This is a genomic window from Gordonia sp. BP-119 (assembly GCF_016924115.1).
GTDB lineage: Bacteria > Actinomycetota > Actinomycetes > Mycobacteriales > Mycobacteriaceae > Gordonia > Gordonia hongkongensis.
This window is the reverse complement of the sequence record NZ_JAFFZF010000001.1, coordinates 60327-81693: the sequence shown is the minus strand read 5'-3', so window position 1 is coordinate 81693 and position 21367 is coordinate 60327. Positions and strand designations below refer to the sequence as shown.

Here is a 21367-nt window from a genome sequence, read left to right as displayed (position 1 = left end):
CGCCTCTCCCGCTGGTTGAGCAGGTGACGAGCGCAGCGAGGAGCCGTGTCGAAGCCACCCAGGCCACGTCGAGCTATCCGGTCAGGGGATTTGGGTTTGTCACAGCATGGCTGACTACGATGCGCCTGTGCCGAAGTCGCCTGAAGTGTCCGCTGGCAACGCCGACACCACCGTTGGAGCTGCTGCCCAGCGTGCGTCCGGCGCACCGCAGTCCCGCACCGTCGCGCTCGTCGCCGCGGTCGCCGGGCTCATCGCCGTCGTCGCCGGCATCCTGACCCCGTTCCTGCCCGTCAGCACCTCGACGGCGTCGATCACATGGCCACAACAGACCGGCACTTCGGCATCGGTCACGGCTCCGCTCGTGGCGCAGACCGCCCGGAACGTCGACATCTCGATCCCGTGTCGCGTGCTGTCGACGACCCCCGCCGACACGTCGACCGTCGTGCTGTCGACGATGCCCGCGGCCGCGGTGAATGCGCGGGACAACGGGCTGTTCGTCGTCGCCGACGCGAACGGCGTATCCGTCGCCAACCGCAACAAGACGCTCGCCTCGGTGCCGCGGGACGCGCTGGCCGGTTGTACCGAACTCCGTATCTTCTCCGACGCCACGACGACCGGCGCGCAGTTCGTCGGTCTGCCCCCGGGACCGGCGATCGCGGGCGGCGGCGCCGTCGGCCTCGCCGAACCGGCGTCGAACCCGCAGATCGCCGGCATCTTCACCGACCTCACGCCCGAACAGCTCCGGGCCGCCCCGGGTGTCGACGTCCGCCTCGAGATCGACGATCGCTTCGACTCGTCGCCGTCGATCCTCAAGTGGGTGGTGATGGTCGTCGGTGTCGGAGCCGCGATCGTCGCGCTCGTGGCCGTCGGACGCCTCGACCGCATCCACGGCTATCACCGACGAGTCGGCCGGCGCCTCCGGTGGCGCCGGGTCCTGCGGCCCGGCCCCACCGACATCGGCGTGACGGTGACGCTGGTGGTCTGGCACTTCCTCGGGGCGGGGTCACCCGACGACGGTTACATCCTCAACATGGGGCGCAACGCCGCCGACGCCGGATACCTCGCGAACTACTACCGCTTCTACGGCATCCCCGAAGCGCCGTTCGACTGGTACTACAACTTCCTGGCGTACTGGTCGACCATCTCGACGACCGGCCTGTGGATGCGGCTCCCGTCGCTTTTCGCGGGCCTGGCCGCCTGGTTCATCCTCAGCCGAGTTCTCCTGCCCCGCCTGGGTGGCGCCGTGCGGCGGTCGCAGTGGGCGATGCTCACCGGCGCGGCGGTCTTCCTCGCGTTCTGGCTCCCGATGTGTTCGGGGCTGCGCAGCGAGGGAATCATCGTCCTCGGCACCCTGGCGACCTGGTGGGCGGTGGAGGTCACGGTCTCGACGCGACGGATGCTGCCGGCCGTCATCGCCGCATTCACCGCGGCGCTGACGCTCGCCCTGGCCCCGCATGGTCTCGTCGCGCTCGCCCTGCTCATCGCGAGCGCCCGGCCCATGCTCCGCATCCTGGTCCGACGCCGCGCCGAAGACGGGCTCCTGCCGCTGCTCGCCCCCCTTCTCGCGGGTGTGGCGCTGGTCGTCATCATCGTCTTCCGCGACCAGACCCTCGCGACCGTCTTCGAGGCCCTGCGGATCCGTTACTCGGTCGGTCCGACGCTGGCGTGGTATCAGGAACTCCTGCGCTACTACTTCCTCGCGGTGAACACCACCGACGGCGCCCTGGCCCGCCGCATCCCGGTGCTCCTGTTCGCCGTGTCCATGTTCGTCGTCCTGGCGATCATGTTGCGCCGCAAGCGGATCGACGGCCTCGATCCGGGTGCGGTGTGGCGCGCACTGGGCGCCTCCCTGCTGACGATCCTGTTCCTGTCGTTCACGCCGACGAAGTGGACCATCCAGTTCGGCATCTTCGCCGGCCTCGGCGCGGCGCTGGCCGCCGTCGCCTGCGTGGCGATCGGGCAGGCGGCGCGCCGCACGCTCCGCAACCTGTCGATCCTGGTCGCCGGGCTGCTGGTGGCGTGCGCGGCCGCAGCGGCGGGCAAGAACGCCTGGCCGTGGCCCTACAACTTCGGCATCGCCTGGTTCGACAAGGCACCTGTCGTCGCCGGGATCCAGGTGTCGACCGTGCTCCTCGCGCTCGCGGTGGTGGCATTGCTGTTCGCCATCTGGCAACACCTCCGGATGGACTTCGTCGACGAGACCGGCCTCGCCCATGACCGCGGTGCCGCGCCCGCCGGCTGGCGCATCGGGGTCGCCTCCGCGCCGATCGCGGTGATCGCCGTCCTCATCGTCGTCAGTGAACTCGCGGTGTTCGCGAAGGCCGCGACCAGCCGCGCGGACACCTTCACGATGCTGTCCGCCAATCTCGACTCCGCGCGCGGAAACACCTGCGCGATGGCCGATTCCGTGCTCGTCGAACCCGATCCCAATCGCGGCATGCTGACGCCGGCGGACGGCGGCACGGCGTCGTCGACGCTGCAGGGTCAGTCCCAGGGATTCCGTCCCGACGGGGTGAAGCCCGATCTGACGCCGCAGGCCGGAGCCCAGAAACCCGGCGCGATGAACACCTCGGCGGACCTGTCGAAGACGTTCATCGTCTACGGCAGCAACCCGGGAACCACCGGCGGCGTCGGGCCTCGCGGCGTCAACGGCAGCACTGCCGCACTGCCGTTCGGTCTCGATCCGGCGACCACACCCGTGCTGGGCAGCCACGAGACCAACAGCGGCCAGGCCACTCTGACCACCGGTTGGTATCGCCTGCCCGCCCGCGACTCCTCGCCGCTGATCGTCATCACCGCCGCCGGCGCGGTTTTCACGCTCGACCGGGACGGCGTCCCGAACTTCGGGCAGGCGTTGGAGGTTCAGTTCGGTAGGGAGTCCGAAGCCGGCGCCGGGAGCGAAGCGAGCGGGCCGAATGTTCCTGCCAACGGACAGTTCGAGGAGGTCGGCGCGCCCGCGATCCCGATCGACCCCGAGCGGACCAACCGCCCGTGGCGAAACCTGCGCATCCCGATGGACCGCGTTCCCGCTGATGCGACCGTGATGCGGATCGTCGCCCGGGACAACAACCTCGACCCGGACCAGTGGCTCGCGGTCACCCCGCCGCGGGCCCCGGTGCTGCAGACCCTCCAGACCGTCGTCGGCTCCACCGATCCCGTGCTCATCGACTTCGCCGCCGGCGCGGTGTTCCCGTGCCAGCGTCCGATGACCGCCCACCACGGCGTCTTCGACCTCCCGCAGTGGCGCATCCTGCCCGAGTCGTGGATCGCCAACTCGCAGTCCAAGACCTGGATGGCCACCGAGGACGGCGGACTGCTGGCGCCGGTGGAGGCGCTCACGCGGCCGTCGACCCTCGCCACCTACCTCGACGACGACTGGTACCGCGAGTGGGGCAACCTGCAGCGCCTGACCCCGTTGGTGCCGCAGGCGCGACCCGCGGAGGTGCAGACGGGAACGTCGACCACCTGGGGATGGTCGCGCCCCGGCCCGATCAGGGTGGTGCCCGAAGATGACTGACCCCGACCACTCGCACGCCGAACCGGCGACGCGGCACACCGGAGAGAACCAGGCAGACGTGGCAGACACCGACACTTCTTCCCGAAGTCCCGCCGACACCGCGTCATTCGTGAGTGACCGCCGCCCGGGCTTCGCCGAACGCCACGCCGGCACCGCGCGTATCGTCGCGATGGCCGCGGGCATCGTGGGCATCCTGCTAGCACTGCTCAGCCCGTTCCTGCCGGTCGACTACACGAAGGCCGAACTGACCTGGCCGCAACAGGGTTCGGTGGCGAACGTCGCCGCACCGAACGTGTCGTTCGTCCCGGTCTCGATGGACGTCACGGTTCCGTGTGCACTCGGCGCGTCCTTGCCCGCGTCCGGCGGAGTGCTGTTGTCGACGGTGCCCGAAGGCGGCGCGGAGGCAGGCAAGGTCGGCCTCTTCGTCCGGGCCACCGCTGACTCGCTCCAGGTCGTGCAACGAAACGTCGTGCTGCTCAACACTCCTCGCGCGGCCGCACAGTCGGCGCCGGACTGTCGGATCGTCGTCGAATCCGACACCGAAGGCACGCGGGGGTCGATCCAGGGTCTGCCGGAGAACGCCGCCGGCGCCGGGAGCGGAGGGAGCGGGCCGAATGACGATGAGGCCGGCGCTGTCCGGTCCTTCGATCTGCGGGATCCCAACGCCCGGCCGCAGATCATCGGTGTGTACTCGAGCCTTCCGGCCGACGTCAGCACCGACGGACTCTCCTTCCGGTCGACCATCGACACCCGGTTCGTCTCCACGCCCACGACACTCAAGTTCTGGCTGCTGGTCCTCGGCATCGCGTCGACGATCCTCTCCCTTGCCGCGCTGGCGGTCCTCGACGCCCGCGACGCGCGCGGCCATCACAAGATCTTCCCGGCGGGCTGGTGGCGCGTACGCCCGGTCGACGGAGTCGTCACCCTGGTGCTGCTGATCTGGTTGTTCGTCGGCGGCAACACCGCCGACGACGGATACCAGGTGACGGTCGGCCGGATCGCCGGCGAGGCCGGTTATCTCGACAACTACTACCGCTACTTCGGTGTCCCGCAGGATCCGTTCGGCTGGCACTACCACTACCTGTCGGCGTGGATGGAGATCAGCACCGCGACGCCGTGGTTGCGATTGTTGCCGTTCCTGTTCGCGATGGCGTCGTGGTGGTTGATCAGCCGGGCGGCGATCCCCCGTCTCGGGCGGGCCGTCCGCGAGTCGACGCCGGCGATCTGGGCTGCCGCCCTGGTCTTCCTGGCGGTGTGGATGCCGTACAACAACGGACTGCGCGTCGAGCCGCTCATCGCGCTGGGCACCATCTTCACCTGGGTGTGCGTCGAGCGCGCGATCGCCACCGGCCGGTTCTTCCCGCTGACGATCGGCATCATCTCCGCGGCGTTCACCCTCACCATCCATCCCACCGGCGTCATCGCCTCGATCGCCCTGATCGCCGGCATCCGGCCGCTCATCAAACGTCTCGCGGTGCGCCGCAAGCGCGACGGTCTGTGGCCGTTGCTTCTCCCGATTCTCGCCGCCGGGCTCGCGGTGATGTTCGAGATCTTCGCCGACCAGCCGCTGGCACCGATCCTGGAAGCGGTGTCGGTCAACGGACAGGTCGGCCCCACCAACAAGTGGTGGGAAGAGCCGATGCGCTACTACATGCTGATGAATCCGACCGCCGATGGCGGAATCGCCCGGCGTTTCGGCATTCTCATCGTGTTCACCTGCTTCGTCCTGGTCGTGGTGATGCTGCTCAACCGGCGCCGCCTGCCCGGCATCGCCACCGCACCCACGTGGCGTCTGGTCGCCATGGTCGCCGGCTCGGCCGTGCTGATGGCATTCCTGCCGACCAAGTGGACCCACCAGCTCGGTGTGTACGCCGCGATCGGCGGCGCGCTCGCCGCAGTGGCGACCGCCTGCGCCGATCGCACGATCATGCGTCGTCGCCGCAACCGGACCCTGTTCGCCGCCGCCTGCGCATATGTCCTGGCGCTCGCGTTCTCCGGACGCAACCAGTGGTGGTACGTCGGCAGCTACGGAATCCCCTGGCGGGACGCGGTTCCCGACGTCCGGGGCATCCCGCTCTGGACCGGGATCCTCGCGGTGGCAGTAGCGCTGACCGCCCTCGGTCTGTGGCAGCATTTCCGCGACGACTACGTCGACGACGCCGTCCGGACCGGTGCGTCGCGGTCGGTGTTCGCCCGACTCCGCAGCCCGTCGATCATCGTCGTGTCGACCATCATGTTGCTGTTCACCCTGGTGTCATTCGCGAAAGCGGACTGGACGCAGCGCAATTCGTGGTCGTGGCTGAGCTCGAACGTCAACGCGCTCCAAGGACAGCCGTGCGCGCTCGCCGACGCCGTACTGGTGGAGGACGATCCGAACGCCGGACTGCTGTCACCCGCGCGAGTGGCGGGACAGGACAACCCGTCGCCGGGCGCCGCGCTGGCCGGAACCGGGATGGAAGGGTTCGACCCCAACGGGGTGGCGTCGGACCTGTCCGAGGAGACCGAAGAGGAAGCCGAGGAGTCCTCGTCGGGCACCTCGACCGCGGAAGTCGATCGCACCCAGTCCGATCCGACCGAGGACGGCACCGGCGCCGAGACCGACACCACGACCGGTTCCAGCGACACCAGCGGTGGGCGGACCGCCCAGGCCGGCGTCAACGGGTCGACCGTGAAGCTGCCGTTCGGTCTGTCACCGGGCGAGACCCCGGTCCTCGGCACCTACAACTCCCCCAGTGGCACCGGTCGCCTCACCTCCGATTGGTATCAGTTGCCGGACAACTCCTCCGGCGAGCAACCGCTCGTCACGATGTCGGTGGCGGGACAGGTCGAGTACATCGACGACCTCGCCGTCACCCGACCCGGACAGCGGGTGCGACTGCAGTTCGGCCGCGTCGCGCCGGACGGCACGGTGGCACCGGCCGGTCAGATGGTGCCGCTCGACATCGGTGGTGCCCCCGAGTGGCGCAACCTGCGCTTCCCGATGGACCAGGCGCCCCCGGGCGCGACGGTGGTCCGCGTTCTCGCCGAGGACACCTCGACGCTGCGCGACCAGTGGCTGGCCGTCACCCCGCCACGCGTCTCGTCGATGGTGACGCTGAATTCGCTGGTGGGCAGCGAGGATCCGGTGCTCATCGACTGGGAGGCAGGTCTCGCCTTCCCGTGTCAGCGTCCCGCCCAGGTGAAGTACGGGGTTCTGGAGACACCGGAGTGGCGGATCTCGCCGGACCGCGAAGGCGAACGGGTCAACTCCCAGCGCTGGATGGCCGGCGACTCCGGTGGCCCGCTCGGCATCATCGAGAACGAGTTGCGGCCGCGCGTGTACCCGTCGTACCTGCGCAACGACTGGGCCAAGGATTGGGGCATGCTTCAGAGCCTGACCCCGATCCTCCCGCAGACCGACGCCGAATTGACCATCACCACCGACACCCACCACGGACTCTGGACCCCGGGACCCATGCGGGCGGTGAAGAACTGAGCAGTCCTGCTACCCGCGCCACTACCACGCCCTCTGCTCCCTGAGGAGCGCCCGGAGCTTGCGGAGGGCGCGTCACGAAGGGTCTTCGCGACCCGAGTCACCAGGACCCTTCGTGACGCTCGCAAGCTCGCTCCTCAGGGAGCAGGGGGGCTGTGATCCTCTCTGATTGGGAGCGGAGGAGGTACAGGTAGCGCTCGCACCTCAGAGCGGAGCGAGGCCCGTCGCTAGATCGGCATCAGGAAGTGCTTGCGCGGGGTCTTGAGGACCTCCTTGTCGCGCAACTGCGCCAACGCCTTGCGGAGCTGCAACCGGGTCTCGGCGGGTTCGATGACCGCGTCGACGTAGCCACGCTCGGCGGCGAGGTAAGGGGTGGCCATCATCGTGTTGTAGAAGTCGATGAACTCGCGGCGGATCTTGTCCGCCTCGGCGGCCGAGAGACCTTCGGTCTGGCGTCGGGTCAGCACCGCGGCCGCCGACTCGGCGCCCATCACCGCGATCTTCGCTGTCGGCCAGGCGAAGTTGACGTCGGCACCGAGATGCTTGCTGCCCATCACCGCGTAGGCGCCGCCGTAAGCCTTGCGCAGCACGACGGTCACCTTGGGGACATCGGCTTCGACGTAGGCGTACAGGAAGCGGCCGGAGCGTCGGATGGTGCCCTTCTGCTCCTCCGCGAGACCCGGGAGGATGCCCGGGGTGTCCACCAGGAACACCAACGGGATGCTGAAGGCGTTGCAGATGCGCACGAAACGCGTCGCCTTCTCCGACGAGTCGGTGTCGAGCACACCCGACATCACGCTCGGCTGATTGGCGACCACACCCACCGACCGGCCGTCGACCCGTGCGTACCCGGTGATGATGTTGGGCGCGAACAACTCTCCCACCTCGTGAAAGGCGCCGTCGTCGAACAGCTTGATGATGATGTCGTGCATGTCGTACCCGGCGTTGTCGTTGTCGGGCATGAAGTCGTTGAGCGACAGATCGGACTCGGTGATCTCCGGCTCGAGACCCGGGTTGACGACGGGCGGCCGCTCGTAGGCACTCGACGGCATGTACTGCAGGTACTCACGGACCCAGTCGAACGCGGACTTCTCGTCGGGGGCGACGTGATGGATGTTGCCCCACCGCGCCTGATTGTGCGCGCTGCCGAGGTCCTCGGCCGAGATCTCCTCGCCGTTCACCTGTTTCAGCACATCGGGTCCGGTCACGAACATGTACGACTTGTCCTCGACGGCCACCAGGATGTCGGTGTTGGCGGGGGTGTAGACCGCGCCGCCGGCGCACTTGCCCAGGATCACCGAGATCTGCGGCGCGAGACCGGAGAGCAGATCGTTGCGGCGACCCATCTCGGCGTACCACGCGAGTGAGGTGACGGCGTCCTGAATCCGCGCGCCGGCCGAGTCGTTGATACCGACCATCGGGCAGCCGATCTTGCCCGCCCACTCCATCAGCGAGGCGACCTTGCGGCCGAACATCTCACCGACGGTTCCGCCGAAGACCGACTGGTCGTGGGAGAACGCCGCCACCGGGCGCCCGTGCACCAGCCCGTGTCCGGTGACCACGCCGTCGCCGTAACCACTCTCGGCCGCACCCGGCATCTTCGCCAGCGCACCGATCTCGACGAAGGTCCCGGGATCGAAGAGCATGCTCAGACGCTCACGCGGAGAACAGATCCCCTTCGCCGCGCGTTTCGCGAGCGCCTTCTCGCCTCCCGGCTCGCGAGCGGCCTCCAACTTCTGACGGAGGTCGGCGAGCTTGCCTGCGGTGGTGTCAGCCACGGTGTCTCACTTTCTACGCGACCACTGATTGACGATGAGCAGCCGTGCCGCTACTGCTCATCGAGCCGTCCGACCCGCGCGGCCAGGTCGTTGCCGATCTTGGCGATGTACGGCTCGTCGACGATCGAGAGGTGGTCACCGCCGACGTGGATGATCTCCAGGTCGTCGACGACCTCACCCCAGCGGCCGTCTTCGTCTATCTCGGCCCACTGCGGTTCGAGTTCGACGGCGCCGGCGTGCATCTTGTCGGCCCGGTACAGCACGACCTTGCCGTCGTAGGGTTCCGGCGCGATGCTGCTCAGCACGCGGTTCTCGATGAACGAGGTCCGCTGGTGTTCGATGATGCCGCCGGGGATCTTGGTGCCCGACATCGACATCATCTCCATGATGATCGCGAACTGCCCCTCGTCGTCGGCCTCGACGAGCCGATCCATCGGGATCGGTACATCGGGGTCGAGGTCGTAGTTGCGGATCGCGAACTCCTTCCAGCGCTCGAGCCGCGCCCGCTTGCTGTCCGGCGTCTCGGTCATGTCCGCGCGAGGGCGCACCACGTCGATGAGGCCCACGAAGGCAACTTCTTCCCCGGCCTCACGCAGGAGTTGCGCGACGCCATAGGCGAGCGCACCGCCGAAGGACCAGCCGACCAGCACGTACGGGCCGTTCGGCTGCAGCTCACGCAGGCGCGGAAGGTATTCGCGCACACGGTCTTCGATCGATCCCTCGACTCCACGGTCGAAGCCGATGACGGGCCGGTCCGCCGGCAGACGCTTCAGCAGCGCCTCGTAGGCGGAGGTGTTCCCGCCCGCGGGATGGAACAGCAGGATCGGCGTAGGATCGCCGGCGGACGGGTCATAGACCTTCTTGCCGTCCGGGACGAGGCGCAGGTAGCGCAGGAACCCGTCGGTCGACGCGCCGGCATCGAGATGCTCGCGCACGTAGTTCGACATCTCCTCGATCGTCTCGGAGTCGAGGATGTCCTCGACGTCGAGATCCCCGCCGGTACGCTCGTTGAGGCGATCGGTGAGCTGCTGGGCCACGTCCTCCGACAGCACCGGCAGCTTGTTGAAGATGCCGCCGGCCGAGGCCTTGGTGACCACCGCGTACGTGCCGAAGGTCAATCGCTCGGCGGCATCCCGCGGCGGCACGTCCGAGCCGGCCGCCTCGGCGACGGCCCGCTGCGAGGTGATGTCGGTGGCCGGCTTCGGGGTTGCCGCGGGAGCGGCCGACTCCTCGACCGCCTCCTCGCGTGACGACACCTCCGGTTCGGGCGAGTTCGCGACCGCCTGCTCGACGTCGGCCAGATCCTCGGCAATGTGCCGCTTCGGCTCCGGCGACTGCTCGCCGGGCTCGTCGGACTGACCGGCCGGTGCGGAGGCTGCCGACTCACCACCGCCGGCGTTCTGCTCGTCGATGTAGGCATTGAGCGCCGCGGTGTCGAGTTCGCCACCGCCGGCGGCATTCTGGGCGAGATCGTCGAGCTGATCGCGATGCGTCACCGCGAAGTCGACGAACTTCTCGACGTCGGCGAGGTTCGCCTGGCGCATCGCCTGCAGTTGCAGCTGCGGGATGTCGAACTCGTACTCGACGCGGTTCTTGATCCGCACCGCCATCAGGGAGTCGAGACCGAGCTCGATCAGCGGGATCTCGCGCGGCAGGTCCTCGGGGTCGTAGCCCATGGACTCGCCGACGATGATTGCGAGCCGATCACCCACCGTCTCACCGGATTCGGGACTCCATCGGTTGCCGATGTCGTCGACGACGTCGTCCTCGACGACCACCGTGTCATCGGCGAACACCTCGGCACCGGACCGTTTCGGGGCTGCCGGCGCGGCCGTGACCTCACCTGCGGTGTCGTCGAGGTCACCGGTCACCGCCGCCTCGAACAGCAGCTGAAAGTTCTTGTCCGCCTTGGCGTGCACGGTCACCGCCGCACCGCCGGGATGCGGGCTCAGCGTCGTCGTGAGGGTTCCCGATGCCGGGATGGCGCCGTGCGCGACCGACGCCCCGACAGCCGCATTCGCCAGGACCTGGGCCGCCGCGGCACGCACCAGTTCACGCGGATCGGTGACCGCGGCCGCGCTGACCTCCCAGGCGTGACGGCCGTCGGGCAGTGCCACGTGCGATCCCGGGACCGTGCCGGCCGAGCCGCCCGAGGAGATCTTCGCGGTGAGCCAGAACTCTTTGCGCTCGAAGCGGGTACGCGGAATGGCCGCGTGACCACCGCGACCGAACAGCGACGCGACGTCGACCGGATGTCCGTGCACGTAGAGCTTCATCAGCGCGTTGACGAGTCCGTAGCTCTCGTCCTCCTTACGCCGCAGCGTCTCGATGAGCTCGGCGTCGTGCAGCCCAGCCGAGAAGGTCACCGCGGCAACGGAGATCAGGACGGCCGGGTTCGGCGAGAGCTCCAGGAAGGTGCGGTGGCCGTTCTCGACCGACTTCGCGATCGCCTGGCTGAACCACACGCTGTGGCGCAGGCCCTTGGTGAAGTAGTCGATCGTGTGGACGGGCTCGTGGCCGGCGCGGTAGAAGACCTCGCGGTCGACCGAGCTGTAGAACCCGGTGGTGGGCCGCAGCGGCGTGATACCGGTGAGCTCGTAGGCCAGTTCACCCAGCAGGGGGTCCATCTGCGAGGTGTGACTCGCACCCTTGGTAGCCAGTTTGCGTCCGAGCTTGCCCTCCTTCTCGGCACGCTCGACGATGGCGTCGACCTGCGACTCCGGTCCGCCGATGACGGTGTGCGTCGGAGCGGCGTAGACGCAGATCTCGAGGTCGGGGTAGTCGGTGAGGACGTCGGTGATGTCCTCGGCGCTGTACTCGACGAGCGCCATCAGGCGGATGTCGTCGCCCTGGAGCATCGACTCGCCCTCGCCCATCAGGCGCGAGCGCTGGCAGATCACCCTGGTCGCGTCCTCCAGCGAGAGGCCGCCGCTGATGTACGCGGCCGAGGCCTCGCCCATCGAATGCGGCACGAGCACACCGGGTTCGGCGCCGTGGTGCCGCAGGGTGTCGGCGAGCGCGACCTGGATCGTGTAGATGCCGACCTGGCTCTGCTCGATGCCGTAGGTCTGCTCGTCGTCGACGAACATCTCCGCGATCGAGTACCCGAGCTCGTTCTGCACCAGCTCGTCGACCCGGTCGACGTACTTGGCGAAGATCGGGTTCTCGGTGTAGAGCTGCTTGGCCATCTTGCGGTGCTGCGAACCGAAGCCGGAGAGCAGCCAGACCGCGGACGCGGCGTCGGGCGAATCCGACGAGTAGACAAGCGGATTGCTCTTGCCCTCGGCCACCGCGCGGACACCGGTGATCGCGTCGTCGTGCGTACGGGCCATGACGACGGCGCGCGAGCGTCCGTGGTTGCGGTGTGCCAGCGCGCGGCCGATGTCGGCGAGCGGCGTCGACCGTCCCTCGTCGGACTCGAGCCACTCGAGCAGGTCCGCGGCGGTCTTGCGCCGACGCGATGGCAGGAAGCCCGAGATGACCAGCGGCACAACCGAACCCTCGACCGCGCACGGGGCGAATCCGGCGGCCGGATCCGGCGCGGTCTCCTCGATCACCGGATCGATGTTCTTCGCCTGCGCGGCGAGCACGGCGCGCTCGGCCTCGGTGAGGAACTCATCATCGGTTTCGACAGGCTCAACCAGCGGGGAACGGTCAGGCTCTCCCGGCAGCGACGCCGACGCCGGCAACTCGGATGCGCCCGCATCGCCTGCGGGCGCGGACTCCGGCGCGAGATCCTCGGGCCGCACCTCGCGGACGACGACGTGCGCGTTGGTGCCGCCGAAACCGAATCCGGAGACACCGGCGACGGCATGACCGGAATAGCGCGGCCACTCGGTGGCCTCCGGGATGACCTTGAGATTGTTGGCGTCGAACTGGATGTACGGGTTGGGGCCGCTGTAGTTCAGCGACGCCGGGATGGTGCCGTGCTGCATCGCGAGGACGACCTTGGCCAGCGCACCCGCGCCCGCGGCCGACTCCATGTGGCCGTAGTTCGTCTTGACCGACCCGAGCAGCATCGGCGAGCCGGGGAGGCGTCCGCGACCGACCACGCGGCCCAGGGCGTCGGCCTCGATGGGATCGCCGAGGATGGTCCCGGTGCCGTGGGCCTCCACGTAGTCGACGGTGCGCGGATCGATCGCGGCGTCGGCATAGGCGTCCCGCAGGACGTCGACCTGCGCCTCGGGGTTCGGGGCCGGCAGGCCGTTCGAGCGACCGTCGCTGTTGACCGCCGAGCCCGCGATGACCGCGAGGACGTCGTCGCCGTCACGACGCGCGTCGGACAGTCGCTTCAGGACGAACAGTCCGCCGCCCTCGGCGCGGATGAATCCGTCCGCGTCGGCGGAGAACGCCTTCACGTGTCCGTCCGCCGCCTGGGCGCCGATCTTGTCGAAACCGAGCGTCGCCGCCGGGTTGATGATCATGTTGACGCCGCCGGCCAGCGCGAGGTCGGATTCGCCGGTCCGCAGGCTGCGGACGGCCTGATGGACGGCCACCAGCGACGACGAGCACGCGGTGTCGAGGGCGATCGACGGTCCGCGGAAGTCGTAGAAGTAGGACACCCGGTTCGCGACGATCGCGGTGGAGGTGCCGGTCAGCGCATACGCGGCGGTGTCCTCGGCGCCCTCGCTCAGGCCGAGGGTCGCCAGCAGCTGGTAGTCGTTCGTGGAGGAGCCGATGAACACACCGACCGGAGCGCCCTTGAGATCGCTCGGCGGGATGTGCGCGTGCTCGAGTGCCTCCCAGGTCAGCTCGAGCGCGAGACGCTGCTGCGGGTCGACCATCTCGACCTCGCGCGGGCTCATCTGGAAGAAGTCGGCGTCGAAGGTGCGGACGTCGTCGAGGTAGCCGCCCTTGGTGTTGGCCGCGTCGAGGATCTCGACGAGCCGGGGATCGGACCGGAACTCCGACCACCGATCCGCGGGCAGGTCCGAGACACCGTCGACGCCGGCGATGAGCGCGTCCCACGTCGACTCGGGCGTCGTGCCCGACTTCGGGAACCGGGTCGACAGCCCGACGATCGCGATGTCGTCGTCCGCGGTGCGCTCGCGCCGCCAGAAGGTGTCCGCGTCGCCGTCGGCGCCCTCGTCGGGGTCGCCCTCGATGATGCGCTGCGCGAGCGTGGCGATCGTCGGATGGTTGTAGACGACCGTCGCGGTGAGGATCACCCCGGTCTTGTCCTCGACGTCGGCGGCGAGCGCCACGGCGTCGCGGGACGAGAGACCGAGCTCCTCCATGGGACGGTCGACGGCGATCTGCTCGACGGGGAGCCCGGTCGCCTGTGACACCCACTCGCGCAGCCAATCACGAAGCTGGTCGACAGTGAGGTCACCGGCGGTCTCGCCGTCGGTGCCGGCCGCGGCGGAATCGATACTGCGGGCCTCGTCGGTATTCAGTTCAGACATCGCTTCCAGACTACTGATCTCGGGGCACCTGAACTGGTGCCGGGTGCATTATCAGCCCGCGGGGTGTCCGGGCGCGGCAACTCGACGCACTCACCCCGCCCGGGTCCGCAGATTCGCTACTCGGCGTCCGGGAACGCCGTCTGCTTGTAGCCGCCCCGGAGACTGCCGTCGATGTAGGCCGCACGGGTCGCGCGCCGCGCGATCTTGCCCGACGACGTGCGCGGGATCGAGCCGGCCGGGACCAGCAGGACGTCACGGACCATCACGCCATGACGCTGGGCCACCGCGGCACGCACGGTGTCGGCGACCTCCTGCGGGTCGGCCTTGCGGCCGGGTCCGCGCTCGGCGACGATGACCAACTGCTCGGACGCGTCGTCGGTGTCGGGCTTCAAGCCGCTGCCGGCGAACTCGAACACCTCGCCCGGCAACTGATTGGCCGGCACCGAGAACGCGGCGACGAAGCCGGGGCGCAGCGCGTCGCTGGCTTCCTGCGCGCTGTACTCGAGGTCCTGCGGGTAGTGGTTGCGGCCGTCGACGATCACCAGGTCCTTGACTCGCCCGGTGATGTAGAGCTCACCGTCGAGCCAGACCCCGAAGTCGCCGGTGCGCATCCAGATCGCGTCCGCGGGCGCACCCTCGGCGTGACTGTTCTCCGGGAGCGGGGTGACCAGCTTGTTGTGGAATGTCTCCTCGGTCTCCTCCGGCTTGTTCCAGTAGCCGGCGCCGATGTTCAGACCGTGCAACCAGATCTCCCCGACATGGCCGTCGGGCTGTTCGGTCGCCGTCTCGGTGTCGACGATGGTGGCCCACTGGCTCACCGCGACCTGACCACACGACACCTGCGCGACCGCGTTGGGCGCGTCGGACTCGACGAGGGTGAAACTGCCGGCGTTGAGGTCGTCGCGGTCGACATAGACGACCTTCGCCTCGTTCTCGCGCTGCGTCGCGGACACGAACAGCGTGGCCTCGGCCATGCCGTAACAGGGCTTGATCGCCGTCTTCGGCAGCCCGTACGGCGCGAACGCCTCGTTGAACTTCTTCATCGAGCTGACCGTGACCGGCTCCGACCCGTTGATCAGACCGATGACGTTGGAGAGGTCGAGCTCCTCGCCCTCCTTCGGCAGACCGCGCGCGGCGGCGTGCTCGAAGGCGAAGTTGGGAGCCGCGGCGAAGGTCTCCGCGCCGTCGGCGGCGGCGGCGAGCTCCTTGATCCAGCGACCGGGACGGCGCACGAATGCCTGCGGGCTCATGATCGTGATGTAGCGGCCGCCGAGCGCGGGCAGGATCACGGTGAGCAGACCCATGTCGTGGAACATCGGCAGCCAGGTGACGCCGCGGGCCTTGCGATCGATCCCGATGGTGTCGGAGATCTGCAGCACGTTCGCGGCGACCGCCTGATAGGTGATCTCCACACCGGCCGGGACGCGCGTCGAACCCGAGGTGTACTGCAGGTAGGCGACGGTGTCCTTGTTGTGGTCCTGACCGGCGACCGGTGCCACCCAGCTCGACCCGACCGAATCCGGGACGGCGTCGACGGCGATGACGCGCGGACGCTCCTTGGCCGGCAGCGGCGCGAAGAAGTCACGCACCGCCTCGGCGGACTTCGTCGAGGTGAGGATCGCGGTCGGCTTGCAGTCGTCGAGGACCGCGTGCAGTCGGTCGGTGTGTCCGGGCTCGTCCGGAGAGAACAGCGGGACGGCGACGTTGCTGGCGTAGAGCGCCGCGAAGAACCCGATCACGTACTCCAGCGACTGCGGCGCGAGGATCGCCACGCGGTCGCCCGGCTTGGTGACCTGCTGCAGACGTGCTGCAACGGCGCGGAGTCGCTTGCCGAACTGCGCCCACGTCAGATCCTGGGGCTCGCCATCGCGTTCGCGGCTGTAGTCGATGAACCGGTAGGCCAGTGTGTCGGCCTGTTCGCGGACGTTCTGCTCGACATAGTCGACCAGTGTCGCTTCCTCGGTGAAAGAGATGTTCCCGGTCTCATCGAGAAAGTCTTCGAGTTCAGTACTCAGCATTCATTACTCCTGTGCCCCCTCGTGGACTCCCCCACGCGGGCGCAGTTCTCCGGCGAGGTCTTGACGACACCACCACGCAGTCCTGCTGTCCACGTCCTGTGCCGACCGCGGGATACGGTAGCGCACGTCCAGTTACCCAACGAAAAAACTCGCGTTCGTCATGCTCGGCTTCGCATGAGCGCGCGTCGCCCTTCGACGCGCGCCCCCGGGTTTACCGCCCCGTCACCTCGCTGTTGACTCGCGAGACCGTCGGCCATCCTACTCCCCCTTCAATTGCGCCAGCACGGGCGCAAAAGCATCCATCTGCGTGGGGAACACCCCTACGTAGGACATGGTGGTGCGGCGGCGCACCTCCCGGATCTGGTCGGCGATCTCGTCGAAGCTCCCGATCGCGATGTACGGCGAGGTCAGCACGTCGTCGACGGTGAACTCGGTGTCGTGCGCGATGTTGGGCGGATAGCCCTGTTCGAGCGCCTTCAGCGCCATCTCGGCGGTGGCGACCCGATCGTCGGTGATGACGATGACAGCGATCGTCCAGTTCAGTTCGAGCTCGTCGAACCGGTCGCCGGCGGCCTGCCGGATCCGGTCGACACGCTCGGCGGTCTTCTCGATGGTCATGTCGGACAGCTTCATCTTGCCGTCGGTGGTGGTGCCGGGCGCGACGGAGATGATGTCGGCGTGCTTGGCGGCCAGGGCGAGCATCTTGGGTCCACCGCCGCCGACGGCGATCGGCGGACGCGGTCCCTGCCGCGGCCGTGGACTGCCCTCGAGGCCGTTGATCTGATAGAACTCGCCGTCGAAGTTCACCGTCTCCCCGCGCATCAGGCCGTCGAGGACGGTCAGCGCCTCGTCGAGGCGACGGATCCGGACGCCGGGCGACTCGAATTCGATGCCGGCCTTGTCGAACTCCTCTTTCATCCACCCGGCGCCGATGCCCAACTCGAGTCGTCCCCTGCTCAGGACGTCGATCGTGTTGGCCTCCTTGGCGAGGAGGGCGGGATGACGCCAGCCGTTGGCCAGCACCGAGGTCGCGAGGCGGATCGTGCTGGTGGCCTGCGTCAGCGCGCCGAGGGCCGCGAGCGGACCGACCTGGTTGCCGAGGTGGTCGGGCACCGCGAAGGTGTCGTAGCCGTATTCCTCGGCCGTCTGCGCCAGCTTGACGAACTTGCGGGCACCGCCCTCGTCTTTGTTGCCCTCACCACCCGCGCCGAAGCGGAACTTCCGCAATCCGGCCGAGGTGGCACCGGCATCGCTCGGGGGTTGCGTCATCGCTGTCCTCTCATCGTGATCGCCGGCTGGTGAGGTCGCGTGCGGCGTCTGCGGCGCACTGCGGTGTTCCTCGGGCCAGCCCAACACGTTAATGCAGCGTGACGGCGCCGCCAAACGAATCGGCCGCAGCCGCGAGAAGAGGTTACCGGCCGGTTAGTTCGACGATGCGGGCGGTCGGGTGAGTCGCGTCTGGGGACGCTTCTATCCGGCCAGCCGTGACCGGCAGGTTGCCGGTCAGTTGTGCTTCGGCTGGGGTGCGCCCTCGATGAGATCCTTGGACCAGTCGTACATCCACTGGGTCGCGGTCTGACCGTCGTTCTCCCAGTAGCGGGTGGTCGCGTACATCGCGTGGACGGGATTCGACGCCGCGTTCGCCAGCTTCGACACCGCCGCCAGCGGGTTGACGATCGTCGGCGAGTCACAGATGAGATCGCCCGGGGCGCAGATGGATTGAACCCGGTCACGGAGGTCGCCGAAACCGCCGGTGCGCGGGCCGGTCATGGAGATGCCGGGAACGAGGTTGCCCATGCCGCCGAGCGCGATCTCGGCACCCACGCCGTTCGGGCTCGGCTCGATGTCGTTCTGCTCACCCGGTTGGCGCCGACCGTCGGCAATCAGCCCGACGCCCAGCACGAGATCCTGGTCGCCGTCCTCGAGGACGCCCCGGCCGTTGCCGATGTTGCTGGCCAGATCGCCGGCGATGACCGCACCCTGACTGAATCCCATGATCACGTAGCTCGTCAGCGGGCAGCGTTCGTTGGTGGAGATGATCTTGCCCGCCGCGCGCTTGTATCCCTGCGTGCGTGACACGTTGTAGTCGGCCTGCCGGTCGGCGAGGTTGGTCGGATTCCGGAACTGCGCCGTGTAGGGAACGGTGTAGATCTCGCTGCGGGACGAGTCGAAATCATTCGAGAGGGCACGCGACACGCGCAGCATCAACGAGTTCGGATTCGCCGACGGCGCGTACGGATCGTCGTCGGCGCTCGACTCCCAGGTCCCGGGCACGACGACGGTCAGGACGTCCGGGCAGTCCGCCGGCTGTGCATCCGGCCGTTCTTTCGACGGCGGGGTCGTCGACGGCCCGCCGGGGCCGATCGGCGCGGGCCCCGGAGCCAGCCACACCAGGACCAGCACGACGATGAGCACGATCGCGATGACCGCGAGCGCGAGGAGGAGCAGCGCGAAAGCGCCGAGCCGCCGGACGGGACCCTTCCGGGTGCGGCCCGCGGCGTTGCGTCGAGCGGCCACGTCAGCAGTAGTGCTGTTCGGCCGCGCGGATGACCTTGTCGGCCTTCGAGTTCGCTTCCTCGACGTTGTCCGCCCCCGGACCCACGGAGGCGGTGACGAAGGCCTTCACCATGCTCGGGTCGGTGCCCTTCTGCTTGGCACCACAGACGTACTTCGCCATCGTCAGGGCCACTGAATTGTCGTTGTCACCCATGAACGTGACGTCCTGCTGCTTCAACGCGGCGAGATACGCGCGGGCCTTGTCGTCGAGCGGCTGACCGCTGGGTCCGGGAAAGCTGGCCGGGACCTTCGTGCTGGGGTTCGGTTCGGTCGCCGGCAGCTCCGACGTGCCGCCGGGCGTGGACGGGGTGGTCGCCTCGGATGTGGAATCCTGCGACGCGCTCGTCGAAGGAGCGGCCGAGTACAGCGATGTCGTCGTGACCGGGTTGTTGGTGATCGGCGCACTGGCCGTCGAGTCATCGGCGCAGGCCGACACGGACCCGAGCGCGAGAGCGAGGCCCGTCACGGCCAGCACCAGCCGCACACACTTCGTTGTCATCGCCACTTCCTGCCGAACCTTTCGGGTCGAGATCAACGCACCGCCGGACGGTCTCGTCCGGCGACACTCACGTCCGGCCTGCGGCCGATCGCAACGCAGGGGCACCCTGCATCGCACACCACGTCAGGCTACCGTCCGCGCGGGGCCGTTCCGGCCGCCGCACCAGCACCACCTGCGGTAACGGTCCGATTCCTCAGCGAAGTTTCAGGCCGTACACACGTGGGGTCGAGGTTGGGGCACCGTCGGCGCCCCGTCCCCTCCTTCTGACCGTCACTTCAGGACCTTGGTGCCGTCCTTCGCCGTCCAGGTGATCCGGCCGTGCTCGAAGTGGTTGACGCGGCCCTTGCCATCGCGGGTCGGGAGTTCGTCGGTCGTCGGCTTGCCGAGACGTCCGCTCGGTCCACCGGCAGCGACGTAGGCGCCACCGATCGCGCCGGTGACGATCTTCGGACCCTTCGGGCCGGTGAACATGCGTCCGCCGGCGAAGTCCTGTGCCTTGCCACCGGCAACCGGGTACGACGGGGTGAGGCAGCCCCCGAGCGTCGCCTTGTTGGCGTCCCAGACCTTGCGGAAGGCGCCGTCGACGCGGCATGCGACCGCGTCGCGCGACAGTCCGAGGGCCGCGGCGGCCTGCGGCCACGCCTGCATCATCTCGAACTCCCAGTACGGCCAGGTGTGGGTGCCCGACGGCCGGTAGTTCGCCTGGCCCGGAATCCCCTTGCGGTTCAGCTGGATCGCGAACTGTTGCGAGGTCACGCGGCTGAGCATCTCGAGTCCGACGCCGGAATAGTTGGTCGCGAGCATCGGGATGTCCGACGGCTTGTCGTGCGGACCGACCATGCCATTGCCCGAGGAGACGTACAGGCTCGTGCCCTGCAGTTTGTCGACCATCAGATAGGGGTCGTGCTCTTTCCACGCCGGATCGGAGGGCGGACCGAACATCTTCATCGAGTCGTAGCCGCCACCGTCGCGCACCGCGAACTGGATGGCCTGCGGCATGCCGAACGAACTCAGCTGCAGGATCCCCGAGAACGACGCCGCGAACTTGTAGAAGCCGGGATTGCGCGCGGCCAGCATCATGGCCGCGGAGCCACCCATCGACAGTCCCTCGATGCCGCGGACGTCCGTGGAGCGCCAGTCGTTCTCCAGGATGGGCGGCAGTTCCCGCATGAGGAACGTCTCCCACTTGTAGTTCTTGCCGCGGTCGGGTTCCTTCCAGTCGGTGTAGAAGCTCGACTCACCACCGATCGGCAGGATGACGTTGACGTTCTTGTCCTTGTAGAAGTCGACGATCTTGGTGTTGATGATCCAGCCGCTCTGATCGTCCTGCGCACGCAGGCCGTCGAGCATCGTCAGCTGCGGGAACTTCTCCTTCGGCTTCGCGTGCCAGTCACGGGCCAGCAGGATCTGCACCTGGATGTTGGTGTTCATCGCCGGCGAGTAGACCCACAGGGCCACGCGCCGGTCGGTGTACCAGTAGGTGTTCGTCACCTTCGCCGGCTGGGCGGCCGGCACCGACGCCGGAGCGACCGGGGCGCGCGAGCTCGGTGGCGCGGGCGCCGGAGCGCTCGGCGACGCCGGCGGGGCCGCGGGGGCAGGCGGGGCCGGAGCGGGCTCGGCGCCGGCGAGACCGTTGCCGATGACGAGCACCGCGGCGGTCGCCAGCGCGACCACGGCCGCCGTCACCGGGCGAAGGGTCGCCCGACGACCGGCCGGGCGCGCGTCACCCTGTCCTGCGTCAGCCGGTCGCGCGTCTACCCTGCCTGTACCACTGTTTCGCCGCATCACTCTCCAGAACTCCTTCGCCCCTGTACGCCGGCGCCCGCAGCGTCGTGACCGATTCCCCGTCAGTCACACGTGCATCATGAGTATCAAACGCCTCAGGAGTTTCTTACACGCCGCAGCGAGGCGTGTCCGCACGCCACGCTGTGACACGTGGGATTTGTGTGACAGTTGATATCTGTGGGGTCGGTCGTCCGCTGGAAACCACCCTCCATACAGCGGCGGCGGACCGTAGGGCGTTGGGGCCCCTCTGGAGGGTGGTTTTCAGCGTGGACCTCAGAGCAGGGTGCGCCCACGCACGACGACGCCCCGCCCGGAAACCCGGGCGGGGCGTCGTGTG

The 21367-nt window shown here is 68.5% G+C and carries 9 protein-coding genes; 2 read left to right on the top strand and 7 right to left on the bottom strand.

Annotation, left to right across the window (positions count from 1 at the left end):
• Window positions 1-106 precede the first annotated feature (106 nt).
• Both JW364_RS00325 and JW364_RS00320 read left to right on the top strand, forming a co-directional pair.
• The gene (locus JW364_RS00325; RefSeq protein WP_205333295.1) at window positions 107-3517 is read left to right on the top strand and encodes an arabinosyltransferase domain-containing protein; all 3411 of its coding nucleotides are present in this window, start codon (window positions 107-109) and stop codon (window positions 3515-3517) included.
• The gene (locus tag JW364_RS00320; protein WP_165629197.1) at window positions 3510-6992 is read left to right on the top strand and encodes an arabinosyltransferase domain-containing protein; all 3483 of its coding nucleotides are present in this window, start codon (window positions 3510-3512) and stop codon (window positions 6990-6992) included. The genes JW364_RS00325 and JW364_RS00320 overlap by 8 nt, the downstream gene beginning before the upstream one ends.
• A 224-nt stretch (window positions 6993-7216) precedes the next feature.
• Here JW364_RS00320 and JW364_RS00315 read toward each other — a convergent pair whose 3' ends face one another.
• The 7 genes from JW364_RS00315 to JW364_RS00285 all read right to left on the bottom strand — a co-directional run bounded on the left by JW364_RS00315 (window position 7217) and on the right by JW364_RS00285 (window position 21030).
• Window positions 7217-8767: an acyl-CoA carboxylase subunit beta gene (locus JW364_RS00315; RefSeq protein ID WP_058250940.1), complete on the bottom strand. Its 1551-nt coding sequence runs from the start codon at window positions 8765-8767 to the stop codon at window positions 7217-7219.
• Between the two features lie 50 nt (window positions 8768-8817).
• Window positions 8818-14172, bottom strand: a complete 5355-nt coding sequence (pks13, locus tag JW364_RS00310) for a polyketide synthase Pks13 (RefSeq protein ID WP_205333296.1) — start codon at window positions 14170-14172, stop codon at window positions 8818-8820.
• Between the two features lie 116 nt (window positions 14173-14288).
• A complete protein-coding gene (gene fadD32, locus JW364_RS00305; protein ID WP_065631249.1) occupies window positions 14289-16190 on the bottom strand; it encodes a long-chain-fatty-acid--AMP ligase FadD32 in 1902 nt (633 codons plus the stop codon).
• Window positions 16191-16448: 258 nt separating this feature from the next.
• Window positions 16449-17459, bottom strand: a complete 1011-nt coding sequence (locus JW364_RS00300; protein ID WP_205333297.1) for an LLM class F420-dependent oxidoreductase — start codon at window positions 17457-17459, stop codon at window positions 16449-16451.
• A gap of 234 nt (window positions 17460-17693) precedes the next feature.
• A complete protein-coding gene (locus JW364_RS00295; protein ID WP_068970994.1) occupies window positions 17694-18707 on the bottom strand; it encodes a cutinase family protein in 1014 nt (337 codons plus the stop codon).
• Between the two features lies 1 nt (window position 18708).
• Window positions 18709-19245 (bottom strand): DUF732 domain-containing protein, encoded by a 537-nt coding sequence (locus tag JW364_RS00290; protein ID WP_205333298.1) that lies wholly within the window; start codon window positions 19243-19245, stop codon window positions 18709-18711.
• Between the two features lie 270 nt (window positions 19246-19515).
• Entirely contained in the window at window positions 19516-21030 is a 1515-nt protein-coding gene (locus JW364_RS00285) for an alpha/beta hydrolase-fold protein (RefSeq protein WP_205333299.1), read from the bottom strand.
• Window positions 21031-21367 lie beyond the last annotated feature (337 nt).